The sequence below is a fragment of the Methylobacterium pseudosasicola genome (assembly GCF_900114535.1).
Taxonomy (GTDB): domain Bacteria; phylum Pseudomonadota; class Alphaproteobacteria; order Rhizobiales; family Beijerinckiaceae; genus Methylobacterium; species Methylobacterium pseudosasicola.
Genome location: NZ_FOTK01000070.1, coordinates 1 through 16269, shown reverse-complemented (window position 1 = coordinate 16269; position 16269 = coordinate 1). Strand labels below are relative to the sequence as shown.

General features: G+C 55.9%; 11 protein-coding genes and 6 pseudogenes. 10 read left to right on the top strand and 7 right to left on the bottom strand.

The window, feature by feature from the left end; all coding sequences use genetic code 11:
* On the top strand, positions 1 to 657 hold a 657-nt coding region (locus BM228_RS31225; protein ID WP_139234299.1), incomplete at its 5' end, for an IS66 family transposase.
* A gap of 30 nt (positions 658 to 687) precedes the next feature.
* Positions 688 to 1769 (top strand): annotated as a pseudogene (locus BM228_RS31220) (IS3 family transposase); the annotation flags it as partial.
* Positions 1770 to 1813: 44 nt separating this feature from the next.
* On the opposite strand, the pseudogene BM228_RS31215 reads toward BM228_RS31220, so the two are convergent.
* The 3 genes and pseudogenes from BM228_RS31215 to BM228_RS31210 form a co-directional block, all read right to left on the bottom strand.
* Positions 1814 to 2032 (bottom strand): annotated as a pseudogene (locus BM228_RS31215) (IS481 family transposase); the annotation flags it as partial.
* A gap of 237 nt (positions 2033 to 2269) precedes the next feature.
* The gene (locus BM228_RS34305) at positions 2270 to 3628 is read right to left on the bottom strand and encodes an LTA synthase family protein (protein ID WP_139234298.1); all 1359 of its coding nucleotides are present in this window, start codon (positions 3626 to 3628) and stop codon (positions 2270 to 2272) included.
* A gap of 451 nt (positions 3629 to 4079) precedes the next feature.
* Positions 4080 to 4766, bottom strand: a complete 687-nt coding sequence (locus tag BM228_RS31210; RefSeq protein WP_244537408.1) for a glycosyltransferase family 2 protein — start codon at positions 4764 to 4766, stop codon at positions 4080 to 4082.
* A gap of 1191 nt (positions 4767 to 5957) precedes the next feature.
* Between BM228_RS31210 and BM228_RS31205 the strand changes: the two genes are divergently transcribed.
* The 3 genes from BM228_RS31205 (at position 5958) to BM228_RS34295 (ending at position 9263) form a co-directional block, all read left to right on the top strand.
* The gene (locus BM228_RS31205) at positions 5958 to 7397 is read left to right on the top strand and encodes an oligosaccharide flippase family protein (RefSeq protein ID WP_092046857.1); all 1440 of its coding nucleotides are present in this window, start codon (positions 5958 to 5960) and stop codon (positions 7395 to 7397) included.
* 45 nt (positions 7398 to 7442) lie between these two features.
* Complete coding sequence (locus BM228_RS34300; protein WP_139234297.1) at positions 7443 to 8276, top strand: acyl esterase; 834 nt, start codon at positions 7443 to 7445, stop codon at positions 8274 to 8276.
* A 144-nt stretch (positions 8277 to 8420) separates the two neighbouring features.
* Complete coding sequence (locus BM228_RS34295) at positions 8421 to 9263, top strand: hypothetical protein (protein ID WP_139234296.1); 843 nt, start codon at positions 8421 to 8423, stop codon at positions 9261 to 9263.
* Positions 9264 to 9571: 308 nt separating this feature from the next.
* On the opposite strand, the pseudogene BM228_RS34290 reads toward BM228_RS34295, so the two are convergent.
* Together BM228_RS34290 and BM228_RS31195 are read right to left on the bottom strand one after the other, a co-directional pair.
* Positions 9572 to 9688, bottom strand: a pseudogene (locus BM228_RS34290) (IS630 family transposase); the annotation flags it as partial.
* Positions 9689 to 9695: 7 nt separating this feature from the next.
* Positions 9696 to 10511: a DNA-binding protein gene (locus BM228_RS31195; RefSeq protein ID WP_092046852.1), complete on the bottom strand. Its 816-nt coding sequence runs from the start codon at positions 10509 to 10511 to the stop codon at positions 9696 to 9698.
* Positions 10512 to 10635: 124 nt separating this feature from the next.
* Here BM228_RS31195 and BM228_RS35955 point away from each other — a divergent pair, with 124 nt between their 5' ends.
* Complete coding sequence (locus BM228_RS35955; protein ID WP_280142367.1) at positions 10636 to 10761, top strand: hypothetical protein; 126 nt, start codon at positions 10636 to 10638, stop codon at positions 10759 to 10761.
* 163 nt (positions 10762 to 10924) lie between these two features.
* On the opposite strand, the gene tnpC is transcribed toward BM228_RS35955, so the two are convergent.
* Positions 10925 to 12205 carry an IS66 family transposase gene (tnpC, locus tag BM228_RS31190; protein ID WP_092046850.1) on the bottom strand — a complete coding sequence of 427 codons (1281 nt, stop codon included), beginning with the start codon at positions 12203 to 12205 and terminating at the stop codon, positions 10925 to 10927.
* Positions 12206 to 12347: 142 nt separating this feature from the next.
* Complete coding sequence (locus tag BM228_RS31185; RefSeq protein WP_208612138.1) at positions 12348 to 12716, bottom strand: recombinase family protein; 369 nt, start codon at positions 12714 to 12716, stop codon at positions 12348 to 12350.
* A gap of 88 nt (positions 12717 to 12804) precedes the next feature.
* On the opposite strand from BM228_RS31185, the pseudogene BM228_RS31180 reads away from it, so the two are divergent.
* The 4 genes and pseudogenes from BM228_RS31180 to BM228_RS31165 all read left to right on the top strand — a co-directional run.
* Positions 12805 to 13113: pseudogene (locus tag BM228_RS31180) on the top strand (helix-turn-helix domain-containing protein); the annotation flags it as partial.
* 145 nt (positions 13114 to 13258) lie between these two features.
* Positions 13259 to 14522, top strand: a pseudogene (gene istA, locus BM228_RS31175) (IS21 family transposase).
* Positions 14519 to 15385: an IS21-like element helper ATPase IstB gene (istB, locus tag BM228_RS31170; RefSeq protein WP_092046848.1), complete on the top strand. Its 867-nt coding sequence runs from the start codon at positions 14519 to 14521 to the stop codon at positions 15383 to 15385. Before istA ends, istB begins: the two are co-directional and overlap by 4 nt.
* A gap of 76 nt (positions 15386 to 15461) precedes the next feature.
* Positions 15462 to 16257 (top strand): annotated as a pseudogene (locus BM228_RS31165) (IS630 family transposase); the annotation flags it as partial.
* Between the last annotated feature and the right edge of the window lie 12 nt (positions 16258 to 16269).

Sequence of the window (16269 nt, the reverse complement as noted above, 5' to 3'; positions counted from 1 at the left end):
GAGACCGGCGTCCGGATCGAGGGCAGCAACGCTTATCATTGGGTGTTCCACGCGGCCGACGCCGTGGTGCACACGGCCTCGCCGACGCGGGGCGCTGTCGTAGTGCGGGAGATGATGGACGGCCACCGGCCCGCGGTGTGGATCTCAGACCGCTACACCGCCCAGCAGGGTCATGCCGCCGCGCACCAGACCTGCCTCGCCCATCTCGCCCGCGACATCGCCTATGTCGTCGAAGTAAGCGACGATCCGGTGCCCTGGCGGCTGCAGCTCTGGCTGCACTCCGTGTTCGCCCTGGCCGAGCGTGTCACCGACTTGGCCCCCTCGACGCTGGCCGCCAAGCGCCGGACCTTGGATCGACAACTCGGCGCCATCCTCGCCACGTCGAGCCGCTGCGACCTGACCCGCGACCTGCAGGCCAAGATCGGACGGGCGCGCGATCAGCTCCTCGTCTTCCTCGCCCATCCCGGCGCAGTCGAACCGACGAACAACGGATCAGAGCGCCTGCTGCGCCCGGCGGTCATCCAGCGAAAGATGACCAACGGCTACCGCGCGATGTGGGCCGCCGAGGGCGAGGCCGCCATCCGCACCGTCGTCGATACCGAACGCCTCTCAGGCCACAGTCCCTTCGGCACCATCCTCAAGACCGTCGGCGCCTAAACCCCGCCATCACAGGCCTGGGTAATTACGAGCTACTACCGCTGGCGTAAGGAGTACGGCGGTCTGAAGGTTGATCAAGCCAGGAAGATGAAAGATCTGGAACGCGAAAACGCCCGGCTTTGTCGGCTTGTGGCAGATCTATCTTTGGTGGGTCAGGTTCTGGCGGACGGCGCCTCGGGACCCGAAGGGCAGCGACAGCAAAACTTGTAGCCCCCGAGCGACGCAGGCAGGCGGTCGACGTCATTCGGGAGAAGTACGGCCTCTCGGAACGTCACACCTGCCGGATCGTCGGCTAGCACCGGGGCACGCAGCGCTACGTGCCCACCGTGCCGGCCGACGAGGATGCGCTGACCCGCGCCATCGTTGCCCTGGCGTCCGAGTACGGGCGCTATGGCTACCCTCGTGTCACCGCCCTGCTGCATGCAGGCGGCTGGCAGGTGGGCAAGGACCGGGTTCATGGTTCGACAAGCTCACCATGAGGGCATCTGGCGTCGCGAGGGGCTCAAGGTCCCCAGCCGACATAAACCCCGCCGCCGCCTCTGGCTGAACGACTGCTCGGGCAAACGACTGCGGCCACTCCACCGCAACCACGTCTGGAGCTTCGACTTCGTGCAGGCCCAGACCCACGACGGCCGGAGCCTGCGCATCCTGACGCTGATCGACGACCTCACCCTGAGCTTGTCGCAGGGACAGCCGGGCGTGCATCGCCTTGACGGTGGCGCGGCGCATCAACAGCCTCGGCGTAATCGAGGCCCTGGCAGAGGCGATGTGCCTGCACGGCATCCCGGAGAACATCCGCTGCGACAATGATCCCGAAATGATCGCGAAGGTGTTGCGCAAATGGGTGGCCACAACTGGTCCGCAGATCCAGTCCATCGCCCCAGGATCACCGTGAGAAAAAGGGTATTGTGAGAGCTTTAACGGCAAGCTGCGCGACGAGTGCCTGCGCCAGGAGATCTTCTACTCGCTGAAAGGAGGCACAGATCGTAATCGACCTCTGGCAGAACACCTACAACCGCGTCCGACCCCATGCGTCGCTGGGCTATCGGCCGCCCGCGCCCGTCAACCGGGATCTGGCCTTCCGGCTACCCATGGCCGCGACCATGCAGTAGCCTCGCAACTGGCCCGGTTCAAAATAACGGACAGGTCAGGATCCGACCACGATGGCTACCTCGGCCGGCGTCAGCACCGTACTCTTGGGCTTCTTCGGCCCCATCGAAGCGTCGGTCGACATCGCCCGCCTGCACCATTTGGCGACCGTCTTGGCGTCCAAGCCGTACGCGGCGGAAGGGGCGCGGCTACTTTCTTTCGACGCCCGGAGCTCGGCTCGAACACGCGGCGTCGTTCCGGCGCTACTGTGAAAAACTCCTGCCATTGTGCATCCACCGTCTGACGCGTCAGCGTCGATGATGCACTATTATGCACCCGGACTTCACAACTAGACCCCCACCTTTGACCGCAAGAAAGCCGTGTTTGCCGGCTTGGACGCGCGAGGCGAACACTGGGCGGCGATTACCTCGCCGCGGGATAACTGAAAGCTCGAAGGGGTAGAAGCGCACGCCTAAATGCCGACGTGATCACCAACTTTATAAAATTTAGGATGGAAGCTTCACTATTCATATGAAGGATCGCCAGTGAAAATTAAAGATTTGGGTGATTGAAGACCGAAAAGAATAGCTAGAATTATACCAAAATCGGCTGTGGCAGAAGATAGAGCTAGCCCAATAAACGGAGACAGCATCGACAAACTAAGGGCAAATCTGTCATACATACGGTGATTGGCAGGAGCATAATAAAAAAGTCTAAGAATGTACAATAAAAAAAGAACGCTTCCGATAACTCCCGTGCTTGCAAGAATATTGATCAGCCCGTTTGATGTACGGGCGGAACCGACTCCAATACCTAATCCATAAGATGAAATAAATGCTTCATATGCTATTCGAGACCATCTAGTTCGCTCTTCGAATGAAGAAGACGCTGATTTGTTTAAGACTAACTCATCAACAAGTTGGAAAAGAGGCGCTCGAATAGCATCGACATACAATACTATTTCAAAAAGCAGCACACAAAGTAGCGACAGGCAAATTATCTCAAGAATGGATTTCTCTCGCTCTATCTGCCCGTCGAAGACAGCTCGAAGTAATGTTTGAAACAAGAAAGCAAAAATTAGCGCCACGAACATTCCATAGGCCGTGGAGGACGCGCATAGTATAACAAAAATAATCGCTAGGATTATGCAAATTAATACTTTTGAGTCTAAACCTAGTGTCTTTCTAAGTAAGATAAGTATGGACAACAAGGCAGTCATCAGCCATCCAAAAGACGATGCTTCCGGCATCGCCCCGACTACCCTTCTAGAAGAACCAATATTCGTTTCACCTGCAAGCGCATAACTAGCGTTTCTAGTAAATTCTAGGATCCAACCCGCGCCGAGATAATCGATAGCACCAGTTAAAATCATTGCGATCGCAACTGAAAGTATGGCAGATCTGAACAAGCTCTGAAAATCGGCGTCGCTAGACAATAGTGAAACGACAAGAGCCACGGAATAGGACAAAATGAGGTAAAACTCTTGCGTCAGATTGCTGGTTGTAAAACTTAACGGCACCAAAACATAGTCGATGCCAGCGGATCTTACGGGATAAACATACATGGTTCCGTCAAATAACCAAGGGAAGACTAACGTTGCGACGAGAGACCAAAGAACATAAAAAGTCAGAAAACCTAATTCTTTAAAGGAAAACGCAACATGTAATATTTGATTGAGTCGTGCCACCTTGATAACTTTCACAACCAGCAGTAAAAATCCGAGTGAACTTGCAGTAATTGTAATCCCACCAGTAAACGCTGGCGGCAATGCCGCCAATGATCCAAAGGCGAGGGATGCTACAGCAATCACAAATATGGCTTTTATGCCTTTTGCATACGAAATGGTTAGCACAATCAATGCTGCTAAAGATGCTAGATCCACTGATTAGTACCCGCGCTGTCAGTCCAGATTTGTAGCAGCTGATAAAACTTAGCAAGTCGTATCTAGTAGCGAAAGTCAACACTATGAGTCTAGCACAGTTTTAATTTGAAAGGCTCCTCATCCCTCAGTCTTGAATTTCATAGGTATCAGAATGATGTTCAATAACGGAATATGCAGAAAAGATAGAGCGCGGCCGACCGGCGAAGATAGTAACCTTAAACTGACGATCTCATATTGTGTGCCGAGTACCCAAAATAAATCAAAAAACTAAAATACATGAGGTATATCTAGACTAGCATAAACTTTCAAAGCCGAGAGCCGGCAAGCAAGTATTTCCTATCAAAAAATTTGTTGATATCCACAACAAGAAAAATGATAAAGCACAACAAAAAAAAGATAAAGGTAAGATCTCTCTTTTGATCTAAGACAGACATACATCGTAGCTAAAAGGTCATAAGTTGAGGATTTTCCTAGGGCTAAGCTTAAATCGAACCAAGTCCCAGGCCGCTAACCAATTTCCTCTGACACGACCGCGGCGGTCAATCCACGACTCTGGTCTAAGTAATCTAATATGATTCGCCAAAAGGTTTTTTGCGATTAATTTTAACCCATGAGATATTGGCATAGTCCCTTTTTTAATTAAATATAGCGGATTAGCAATTTGTGAATAGCCGAATTTATAACCACTGGTTTTGCTTTTTTTCACACCCCGGTGAACTCCTTTAAATGAATCTGTGTTCACGATCCGGCCATTTCTCCGAACGCGCATAGCGAAATCAACATCTTCTTGCCAGCCATATAGCGGAAGATTTTCGTCGAATCGTATGCCCCCGATAGCCGTTCGGCGGAATGCCATATTACAACCATATAGTCCGACCGAATCCACATGCATTTGCTCAAGAACGGGAGAATTATTCTCGCTAATTTCGATCAAATTCAAGGCATCCTCTTTCGAAATGCCCGCTGATTGAGCGCCATCCCTTAGAAGAAGGCCACTTGCTCCAGCAACATTGGGTAATAACGTAAAAAGATCCACAATTTTTTCGAGGCATCTTCTCTCTGGAACATAATCGTCATCGAAAAATACAATCAAATCACAACTAAGCTCCAAGACATCAAGAACCCGATTGCGTTGCACGGAAGAACCCGCGGAACCCACTATAATCTTGTTTGGGGCATACAAGCGCGTTATTTGCGGCAGGTCGCAAGGACTAGCGACAGAGTAGATAACCGTGCTAGGCTTATACGATTGACTCTTTAGGTATTCCGACCAATCTCCAAGCTCCTCCGGCCTTCCGGTACTTGCTATCGCCACAACTATATTCATTACCGCCCCTTTTTTAGCCGTTTTAGATTAAGATCACGCGGTCGCGAAACAACCCATAATTACCTAACGCTCAAAAGTGAACTCCATTCAGCAACGAATCGGCTGACCTCAGATTGAGATTTAAAACGATAGATGAACTACTGAGAAACCAACAATAGGCAAGTAAAACTCAGCTTTGAATGCATAAAATGGACAAAGCGATAATATTAATAAACTACATTGAGCGCACTAAAAGTGATGATGAGTACATCAAGCTGTCAACCCTAATTTGAATCAAAGTACTTGTCAGTCAAGCTGGAAAATAATGAGTAGTGCATTAAATCAGTAAAAATAAATACTTTATTATTGCTCAGATCAGCATGGATCGTCAATTGGTCAGAGATTTCTATACTTTAAGATATATGACGTCGCATTGCGTACTATCTTATTGCGATTGTTGATTGACCTATTCAATCTACGCTAATTTCGAAAAGGCACCATACGATGGGTTTCGAAAGGAGTTGAGTTTGCGCATCAAGATTGTAGCGACTTGCGTTACGAAATCCAGCGATTCGTTCCTGCGACAGCAACTCCGTCAAGGCACTTTAATTCCCAACCCCAATAACTCGATGCTATGTTATCCCCGTCAAATACGAACAGAAATGCGCATCGTCATAAACGCAATGCGACAGACGGCCCATCCACCGAATAATATAAGGAACATCAAAATTTATTGCAGGCTAGTAAAACACCAAATTGATCAACGAGCCATTTTTAAGACATTGATCAAACAAGTATAAAATAATACCGGGAAGGTTGAGTAGTCATTATACGAAACAACCGGTAACTGGCTTGAATTTTTCCTGCATCGTGCTTATTTATATTGCCTTGCTCGCGGGCGAGCAACAAGACAGATCATTTCTATCCCAGGTCAAGTAAAACGGACTGTTAAAAAAACTGAAAAGTTGTAGTTGATTGCGATAGTAGTCCACACTCCAAAACAAAGTCGGGCGGCTCAAGTTCATGTCAGTTAAAAAATCCCTCATTTGGTCCTATCTTTCTCAAATTACAAACTTCGGCCTATCATTTTTTGGTGCAGTTCTCCTCACCCGCGCTTTATCGCCATACGAATTTGGTGTCAATTCCATTGCGCAAGGCATGGCAGGTATTGTTTCCGCTCTAACATCATTCAGTATTTCCAGCTATATTATTCGCGAAACTGATTTGACGGAAACTAAATTAAAATCGGCATTCACCATCAACGCGATAATGTCAGTAGTATTCTCCCTTATCCTAATACTTATGGGAGTTTTAGCGAAATTTTTCGGCGAACATGTCGAGGTAGCGAAGATTTTATCCTTAACGGCAATAGGTCCACTGATTTCTATATTTGATTTTTTAGCGATTTCAATGATGGTAAGAGAAGCTAGATTTGTGGAACTTGCTGTTATAAGCGTTGTTAAGACAAGCGTAAGCGTAGTTGTGTCGATTACGCTTGCACAAGAAGGTTTCGGAGCAATTAGCATTGCGGCAGGTGTCATAGCAGGATCTGCTTGTGCCAGCGCAGGAAATTTAGTCATCGGTTGGCAATACTCGAGCTTGAAAGTAAGTGTTAAATACATTAAGCCGATAACCATCTTTGGCCTACAAATGATGTCAATCGGTGGCCTGGCATCGGTCACCCAGAGGATTTCGGAATTGATAATCGGCGCGAGCTTGGGCTTAGTTGAATTAGGGCTGTATTCTCGCGCATCCAGCTTATCGACGAATATCTTTGAAAACGTGTACGGGCTGGCGACAAGAGTTTTATTTTCAAAAATGGCGGCTGATCTAAGGGAAACGAATCAACTTCGCGAGACGTTCATTACCGCCATTCGTTTCATTACAGCATTTATGTGGCCTTTAATTCTTGGTCTATGTGTACTTTCAAGGCCGGCCGTGTATTTACTATATGGACGCGACTGGTTGGGTGTCGCTCTACCATTATCTATCTTATTAATTGCTCAGTTTATAGTGATAGGCTTCGGTATGAATTGGGAATTGTTCGTGCTACGGGCTGAAACAGGTCGTCAGACAAAATTCGAAATTGTAAGGGCATTAGTGGGGGTTGTCGCAATAACCGCGGGCTCAATGCTTAATTTGGCAATGGCCACTGCTGGGCGTATCGCGGAAGCTATAGCTGGTTATGTTTTGTATCGGCCGCACATGGACCGACTCGCCGAAGTGCCGCCGGGAAGGCTTGACGCCGTTTATATTGAAAGTTTAACCCTAGCTGCTTTTGCGGCCGGCCCATCTTTTGCTTTAATGGTTTTGAATAGCTGGAATTATGAAACCCCGATTTGGGAAATTGCGTTGGCAGTAGTTTTAGGCATTTGCCTTTGGCTATTTGCGCTTAAGTGGCAGGATCATCCCATTTGGGCCCAGCTTATAATAGTAATCGGCAAGTTTAAGTCGAGGGACTAAATTCGATAAATCCCACTGTTAAGGTCAATCGAGGAATCATACAACATGATGTCGAGTGCGATTAAGCTAACGGTAGAGGGTGGTGTCAGATTTGAGTTTGAGCAGTCAGAGTTGCCTTTGTTCTCAATCTGCACACTCGTGACAAAAATTGATGAATATAATCAATTCTTAAGCTCTGCCTTCGATGCTGGCTTTAGTTTGGATCGGTGTGAATTTTTCTATGCTGATAATACGGCCGGGAACAGTTGGGATGCTCGTCACGCTCTTCGTCGATTTATCCATTGCGCTAGAGGTCGATACGTTATTTTATGTCATCAGGATCTGGTGTTCAAATTTGATGACTACAGCGATCTTGTCGACCGTTTAGCAGAGCTTACTGCTTGCGATCCAAATTGGGGGGTTTGTGGAAACGCGGGTGCCGACAATAGAGGGAGTCTCGTTGTTAGAATTAGTGATCCTCATGGGAGCGATCGTATGCCAGCACAACCTCTTCCGGCGAAAGTTGTAAGTCTGGACGAAAATTTCCTCGTGATAAGATCGGATAGTGGTATTACCTTTCCAAGGGATTTGCATGGTTTCCATTGGTATGGGTCAGATGCTTGCATTGTAGCAAGAACGCTTGGTTGGGAGGCCTATGTAATCAATTTTCATATTTATCATAAAAGTGGTGGTAGTACTTCCGGCTCTTACCGCGACGAAGGACGTTCATTTAGCTTAAAATATTCCGAATTAGCGAACTCTCGTTGGCACTACGTGGTGACTGGACACAGCTTGTTCATTTCGCCATACGTAACCTGGCGATTAGCTGCAAAAGTTTTTCTCAAGATACGGCAGCTTTTGGGCCGGTTCCGCCGTCTTTTGCGAACCAAAATGCGTTGATAGTATCCATAATTTTTGTTCATTTTTTTCATCTCATTATTTTTCACTGCATTATCACGTATGCTGAATATTGCTCGTTTGAGCAGTTTATTATCATCCAGCTTCAAATGAAAACCGATGGGGTCTTTTATGCAAAAGCGGGCTGTGCGTACTGCCACGCATCTTATTATGGTGGTTTATTATGACACTTATATAGAAAATATGGTCAGTACTATAAAAAAGTTGTGCTATATCGGCGGCATTTCCGATGTTGTCATCGTTAATAACAACAACATTTCCGGATTGCTTGCGGTTGCGCAAAAAAAGCTTTCTGTGTTGAACATCGATGTTGTCGAACACGATAACAGCGGCGCGGAGTTCGGAGCTTATCAGGCGGGTTTAAATCACCTTATCGGAAAAGATTTGGGGCAATTTAATCTCGTGATTGCAAATGAAACATTGGGCAAACATTATATGTTTTTTAATCAGCATGCCAGTGCGTTTTTCAAATCGTTTTATCAGGCCCGTCATGGTGCTGTTGCATGTGGCTTTGTCGCTTACGCAGAAAAGCGATTGCGAATCGGTGAACTTTACAGCTCGCGTTGGCTTCAGTCTAATTTAATTGGGCTATCGTACTCTGCAATCGAGCGACTTGATTTTCAACTGTACAATGAATCGCTGAACAAGCTCGTCTTATCGTCGTCAGCTGAGAGGGACATGTTTGATGTTGAGATAGGACGTGAACTTGCCGATCGTTTGCGTGACTGGTTGTTCCGCCCAGTTGGTGGATGGTATGGCGCATCGCCACTTAACAAAGGTAATGCAAATTTTTTTAGAAACAAAGCTAGATCCATTATTCAAGAAATGCATCTTTCTATGCGATTGGAAGATCGAGATGTAGCAATTGTACATTATAGAATAACTTTTCTCCAGAGGCTAATCATACGACTAAAATTGCCCTTTTATTTTTTCGTCACAAGCCGCGGTCGAAATATTGGTCGACGGTAGTCTGCAGCAAAGGTTGGGGGTGTTTCCTATGCTCGTGTAGTCACTTTTATTACCTTTTCATTGAAGTCTTTTTAATTTTTTTGGACTAGATATCGAGTAGGATCTACCAGTAATCGGTTCGCGCTGGTATTGTCCGCAAGACCGCAGCCTAGTACAGCGGATCAGCCGACGCGGTGTTTGACTTTCGCCAATATCCGCATGTTTTGGGCCGTGCAGTCATAGCCCATTCCCCTTGGGCCAAGCGCTAGGTCTGTTGTCGTTTAGGTTGGGTCCTAAGCGTTGTATCCAGCGGCGGCGATGTAGTTGCGTCATTTCGCTGGGGTGAAGGCTGCGAAGACCCGGGCGACGGCTGCCCAAAGGTCTGCGACGGTTCGGGCAGCGGCACTTCTTAGCAGCGCCTTAAGCTTTGAGAAGGCCTGTTCGATCGTTTTGTCATGACGATTCTCGATTGCTGGTTCCTGTTGAGACCTTCGTTGGAATGATGAGCCAGATGGGTTGGGTGCCGACCTTCGCCAAGCGTCCAGCAATCTTCCCGCGCCGCAGCCAGCCGTAGACGGTCTGTTGATGAGCCCCGAGGTGTGCTGAGAACTCCTGGATCGTCATTTCGTCCTCGCTGGCTCGGGTAACGTTGCCGGACCAGATCGGACGTTTGGTGCCAAGCCCGCGACGTTGCAGCAGTCGCCGGATCATTGGCGCGTCGAAGGTTGGCTTCTTGGGGGGGCGCCAGCCCTCGGCGTTCAGATGATCGGCGATGGCCTGGGCGGTGGCGTCTTCGCTCTGCAACTCGGTAATCCACGCGATCAGCCGGTCGAACCGCTCCAATTGCTCGAAGCGCCGGACCGGGCGGATCAGCGTATGGCAAGTCACCACGCCCCCAGCCCAGTGGCAGGTGAGGTCCGCACGCTCGGTGCTGCCGTGGACCAGGATGACCACGCGCTCCAGCATGAGCCGGGCGATGGCTTGCCGATCGCGGGCCGTCGTCGAAGGGGCATGCCAGAGGGCCGGGACGTCTTCTGCCAGCCGCTGAACGGTTGCCTTCTCCACCTCGCTCAACCGCTCGGGCTCGCGTGAGACGGCCTCGCAATGGGCTTCGGCGTGCTTCTGCTCGGTTGCGAGCGCGGCTTCCCAGTCGTGCTCCAGGGTGCGGGCGACCAGCCGGTTGTCTGGATCGACGCTCTCGTAGCGCCGCGGCGCCAGGGCGGTCTCGTAAGCTGCCCGTTCCAGCCGCTGCCTACATTGGCCATGCAACTGCCGTCGTTCGAGTTCGAGGTTCTCGGAGACTTAGAGCCCCTCACAAAACGCCCGATCACCGAGCGCCGCCCTCTGCACACGACGGCGCAGAGGGCGTTTTGTGAGGGGCTCTTAGAGGCTCATGGCAATCGCGCTGGGCGAGAGCGCATCGAGCATCACGCTACCGACGCGCGCGTCCACGCAGTGCGCGCTGATCGACTGCCAGCGCGGTGCGCCGCAGGTGACCGCCATCTGGTGGCAGACGTAGCGGGCCTCGCGTCCGTTTTGGTTTAGGTCGTGAACATGCGCCGCCCGCAGACGCCGCAGGCCACGAGCCCGCCCAGCAGCGCCGCTCCGCTGCGAGGGATGCCGCTGTAGCGCGTGCGGTTGGCTCTCATCTGCGTAATTACCCAGGCCTGTGACGACTGGGATCAGGCACCGACGGTCTTGAGGATCGTGCTGAAGGTGCTGCTGCCTGTGAGGCGCGCGGTATCGACTACGGTGCGGATGGCGGCCTCGCCCTCGGCGGCCCACATCGCGCGGTAGCCGTTGGTCACCTTCCGCTGGACGACACAGGGGCGCAGCAGTCGCTCCGAGCCGTTGTTCGTCGGCTCGACCGTGCCGGGATGGGCGAGGAAGACGAGGAGCTGAGCGCGAGCCCGGCCGATCTTGGCTTGCAGATCGCGGGTCAGGTCGCAGCGGCTCGACGTGGCGAGGATGGCGCCGAGCTGGCGATCCAGGCTCCGGCGCTTGGCGGCCAGTGTCGAGGTGGCCAGATCGGTAACCCGCTCGGCCAGGGCGAACACGGATCGCAGCCAGAGCTGCAACCGCCAGGGGACCGGATCATCGCTGACCTCGACGACGTAGGCGACGTTGCGGGCGAGATGGGCGAGGCAAGTCTGGTGCGCGGCGGCATGCCCCTGTTGGGCGGTGTAGCGATCCGAGATCCACACCGCCGGCCGGTGGCCATCCATCATCTCCCGCACCACGACGGCGCCCCGCGTCGGCGAGGCCGCGTGCACCACCGCATCGGCCGCGTGGAAGACCCAGTGATAGGCGTTCGAGCCTTCGATCCGGACGCTGGTCTCGTCCGAGGCGACCACCGCGGCCCGCCGCAGGGTCGATACGGCCGCATCACGACCGGTGCGGAAGCGGCCTTGCGCACGGCAGAGCAGGTTCATCAAGCCGCCCTGACTGAGGGTCATCCCGAACAGGTCCGACAAGGCCGCCTGCAGCCGCTCGTAGGACAGCGCCTGGAGGGTCTTCAGATACGTCGCCACCGCATGCAGCCGCGGGCCGAAGGGCGTGCCTCGTGCTGCCTCCGGCACCGGTGCGACGACCCGGGCCCCGCAGGTCGGGCACCGCACGGCCAGCCGTCGATGCTGGGTGACGACCGGCATCACCGCCGGCAGCTCGATCCGCTCAGACACGCTGACGAGCTCGGCGGGAAGATCTCCGTGCAGGTCGCCGCAGCAGCACATGCAACGATCCGGACGATAGTCGATCACCGCGTCGGGATCCTCGCTCATCACCCGGCTGTGGCCCTCGTGCCCGGGCTTGGCCCCGCCGGGTTTGGATTGCTCGCGCCGCTCCTTGCGGTCGGTCGCCGGCGGCTTCGAGGAGGTGCGCGAAGTTTTGTCCGGACGCTGCAGTCGCAGCACCAGCTCGATCAGCTCCTCGCGGCTCAGCCGCTCAAGATCGCTTCGGCCCATCCCACGAGGGAATCAGCGAAACCCGACCCGCGCAAGGGCCTGGGTAATTACCTCATCTGCTCCTGGTTCCGCTCGTAGGCGTCCCAGGCAATGTAGCCGGCAGAGCGCCGCGATGCAGCACCTCCCAGGCCTGCGGATCACGCTAGAAGCGCCGTCCGCTATGCGGCTTACCCGGCAGCTGCAGCCGCGCATTATGATGGCGCCTTCCGTACACGTAGGCGCCTGCGTAAGCCGGATGGCGCAGCATGTCGGCCAGCGTGGCGCGATTGGGCCGGTTCCAGCAGACCTCGCCCTTGTCCGGCCCGGCGCGGACACGGTCCGGCAACTGGATGTCGTGATCCACGAGGTAGCGCAGCAACTTGCTGACCGAGCCGCGTCGATCGAAGACGGCGAAGATCAGGTCGATCACCTGACGGACCCCGTCGTCGGGATCGAGCGCCACCTCGCCGGAAGGCTTGAGCACGTAGCCGCGGGGAAGCCCGAGGATTGCTGTTTGGTTGCGGAGCGTCATTGGGATGCGGCGCGTTGGGCAATCAAACAGCAGTGCAGTGACGCGGACGGAGGATTCGCGCGTACGATGAGACGTGCAAGTCTGGGCGATGGCTCAGACGGTATGCGTGCTCCTCGATGCGACCGACGTGGCACGGTTGGTGGCGATTGCCAGCGACCGCTGCCGTCCGCTCAAGCACATCCAGCGCGCCCGCATCGTCCCGCTCTCAGCCGAACGCCTGAACGTCCAGGACGTCGCCCGGCGGGCGGGCGTCAGCCGCCCGGCCGTGTGGCGCTGGCAGCAGCGCTATGCCGAGGCGGGCGTCGAAGGTGTGCTGCGCGACAAGACACGTCCACCCAGCACGACGCCCCATTCGACCGAGACGGTGGCCGAGGTGCTCGCGCTGACCTGCTGTCAGTGGGCGTTGAATACTCCCTGATTGTGGGCATCGAAAATTCCCTGGTCGGTGCTCTGGCCGGAGGGTGCGGGGTGCCCTGCACCCTCCGGCTTATCCAACCTCCGCCACCATGCCCACCGATGCGTAGCAGTCGGGGGCGACGAGGATGGTCCTGCTGGGAGAACTCCTCATGATCCTCGACCTGCACCGACAGGGCCTGTCGGTCACCGCCATCGCCCGGCGGACCGGGCGTGATCCGAAGACCATCCGCAAATACATCGAGCGTGGACTCGAGCCGCCCGCCTATGGCCCGCGCCAAGCCGGACGCCCGAGCAAGCTCGCGCCCTACCTCGCCTACCTGCGCGAGCGCGTCACCGCCATCCGCGATCTCAGCGCCGTGCGCCTGACCCGCGAGTTGCGGGAGCGCGGCTACACGGGGGCCTACACCGCCGTGAAGCGGTTCATCGCCGCGATCCAGCCGCCCGAGGCCAAGCCCTACGAAGTCCGCTTCGAGACACCGTCCGGCCAGCAGGCTCAGGTCGACTTCGCCCGCTTCGTCGTCACTTTCACAGACGCGCCGGGCACGGCCTGCATCGTCTGGCTGTTCTCGCTCGTGCTCGGTCACTCCCGGCACATCGAGGCGCGCTTCGTCCTGCATCAGGACCTGCAGACCCTGCTGCGCTGTCACATCCAGGCCTTCGCCACCATCGGCGGCGTGCCGATGCAGATCCTGTACGATCGCATGAAGACGGCCGTCTCCGGCGAGGAGGCGGATGGCCACATCGTCTACAACCGATCCCTGTTGACTCTGGCCCAGCACTACGGCTACCTGCCCAGCGCCTGCCGGCCCTACCGGGCCAAGACGAAGGGCAAGGTCGAGCGGCCTTTCTCCTACATCCGCCAGGACTTCTTCCTGGCCCGCTCGTTCCAGGACCTCGACGATCTGAACGCTCAGCTCCGGATCTGGCTCGATACCGTCGCCAACGTCCGCCTGCACGGCACCACGCAACGGGTCGTCGCGGAGGCCTTCGCCGCCGAGCAGGCCGACCTGCAGCCGCTGCCCGCCGTGCCCTTCGACCCCCTGCTCAAGCTGGAGCGGCGCGTCAGCCACGACGGCCTCGTCTCGATCGGCGGCAACTACTACAGCGTGCCCGACCGGACGCGGCGGGTCGTCGAGGTGCATCAGTTGCCCGACACGATCCGTATCCTCGACGGCGGCCGGCTCGTGGCGAGCCACCCGGTTATGGAGGGCCGGCGACAGTACCGCATCGATCCCGACCACCGGCAGGGGGGAGCGGCCCGGGCCATGCGGCACGGCCATCCCGACAGCCCGATGATCGGCCGTTGGCGATCACGTCGCCCAGCGCTCGCTGGCCGTCTACCAGGCCGTCGGCGAGCGGCTCGCCACCGGGATCGGAGGTCGGTCATGAGCCGCGCTTCATCCCATGCCGCCACGACCCTCGACAGCATCAAGCACAGCCTCGTCGGCCTGCGCATGCCACGCGCCCTAGAGGTCCTCGACGCCACGGTTCGGCGCATCGAGCAGGGCGAGATCGACGGCATCACGGCCCTCGACGAGATCCTGACCGAAGAGCTGACGCTGCGCGAGAACCGCCGAGTGAAGACCGCCCTGCTGGTCGCCCGTCTGACCACGATCAAAACGCTGGCTGGCTTTGACTTCACTTTCCAGCCCTCCCTAGACCGGGAGCGGATCATGGCGCTGGCAGAACTGACCTTCATCGACCGGGCCGAGGTCGTCCATCTCCTCGGCCCGCCCGGCACCGGCAAGAGCCATTTGGCCACGGCGCTCGCCGTCGAGGCGGTGAAGGCCGGGCGCAGTGTCGTCTTCTCGACGCTGGCCGATCTGATCGCCTCGCTGGCCAAGGCCGAGCGCGACGGCGCCTTGCGCGAGCGGATCCGCTACCTCAGCCGAGCCTCGCTCCTGGTCGTGGACGAGATCGGCTACCTGCCCGTCGTCCCGGGTGGGGGCAACCTGTTCTTCCAGCTCGTCAACGCGCGCTACGAGAAAGGCGCGATGATCCTGACCTCGAACCGCGGCTTTGCGGAATGGGGTGAGGTGTTCGGCGATCCCGTCGTGGCCACAGCCCTGCTCGATCGCCTGCTGCACCACGCCGTCGTCGTTCAGATTGAGGGCGCGAGCTACCGCCTGCGTCAGCACGGCGACCTCATCCCCGAGCATGTGCGCTCGAAGGCGCTCATCACGCCGCCGCCGGTTCCCCGACGCCGGGGCCGTCCACCGAGGAAAGCAACGCTCGATCACGTCGCCGGCTGATCACCGACCACCACCGAACCCGCCGGGTGGGGAATTTTAAAAGCCCACATTTGCGGAGACTTCGGTGCCCGTTGACACCTGCTCGGAGCCGCCGGGCGAGGTCACGCACTGGACCGGCCGGGCTGTGGCCCGGGCGGCCGGGATCTCGTTGCGTGCCGTGCAAAGGATCTGGAACGCTCACCGTCTCAAGCCGCATCGTCTGCGCACGTTCAAGCGCTCGCGCGATCCCGCCTTCGCCGCCAAGGTCGAGGATGTCGTTGGCCTCTCCATGGATCCACCCGCCCACGCGGTGGTGCTGTCCATCGACGATCCTTCGACAAGCTCAGGATGAGGAGAGCCAGATCCAGGCGCTGGAGCGGACCCGCCCCGATCGTCCGCTCGCCCCCGGCCATCCCGCCGCCCAGACCCACGACTATACCCGTCACGACACGACGACACTGTTTGCTGCCCTCGATGCCTTGGCAGGTACCGTGCTCGGCCGCGGCATGCAGCGCCACCAGAACAGTGAGTTCGTCCGGTTCCTCAACGCCGTCGAAGCCGCCGTCCCGACCGGCAAGGCGATCCACGCGATCCTCGACAACGTCGCCCCTCACAAGCATCCGAAGGTGCGCGCCTGGCTGGCTCGCCACCCGCGCTGGACCTTCCACTTCACCCCGACTTCGGCCTCGTGGCTCAACGCCGTCGAAGGCTTCTTCTCAGCGCTGACCCGGCGTCGGCTGCGGCGAGGCTCCTTCACCGGCGTCGTCGACCTTCAGGCGGCGATCAAACGCTACATCGCCGAGCACAACCGGCGCGCCAGACCTTTCGTCTGGACCAAACCCGCCACCGACATCCTCGCCGCCGTCAGCCGATCCCCTGAACCATCCGTCTGAGTCAGTGCACTA

What these genes read in the sequence shown, in the direction of transcription:
- BM228_RS31205 (WP_092046857.1), top strand. Translation starts at nt 5,958, where the DNA reads ATGTCAGTTAAAAAATCCCTCATTTGGTCCTATCTTTCTCAAATTACA.
- BM228_RS34300 (WP_139234297.1), top strand. Translation starts at nt 7,443, where the DNA reads ATGATGTCGAGTGCGATTAAGCTAACGGTAGAGGGTGGTGTCAGATTT.
- BM228_RS35955 (WP_280142367.1), top strand. Translation starts at nt 10,636, where the DNA reads ATGGCAATCGCGCTGGGCGAGAGCGCATCGAGCATCACGCTACCGACG.
- tnpC (WP_092046850.1), bottom strand. Translation starts at nt 12,205, where the DNA reads ATGGGCCGAAGCGATCTTGAGCGGCTGAGCCGCGAGGAGCTGATCGAG.
- BM228_RS31185 (WP_208612138.1), bottom strand. Translation starts at nt 12,716, where the DNA reads ATGACGCTCCGCAACCAAACAGCAATCCTCGGGCTTCCCCGCGGCTAC.
- istB (WP_092046848.1), top strand. Translation starts at nt 14,519, where the DNA reads ATGAGCCGCGCTTCATCCCATGCCGCCACGACCCTCGACAGCATCAAG.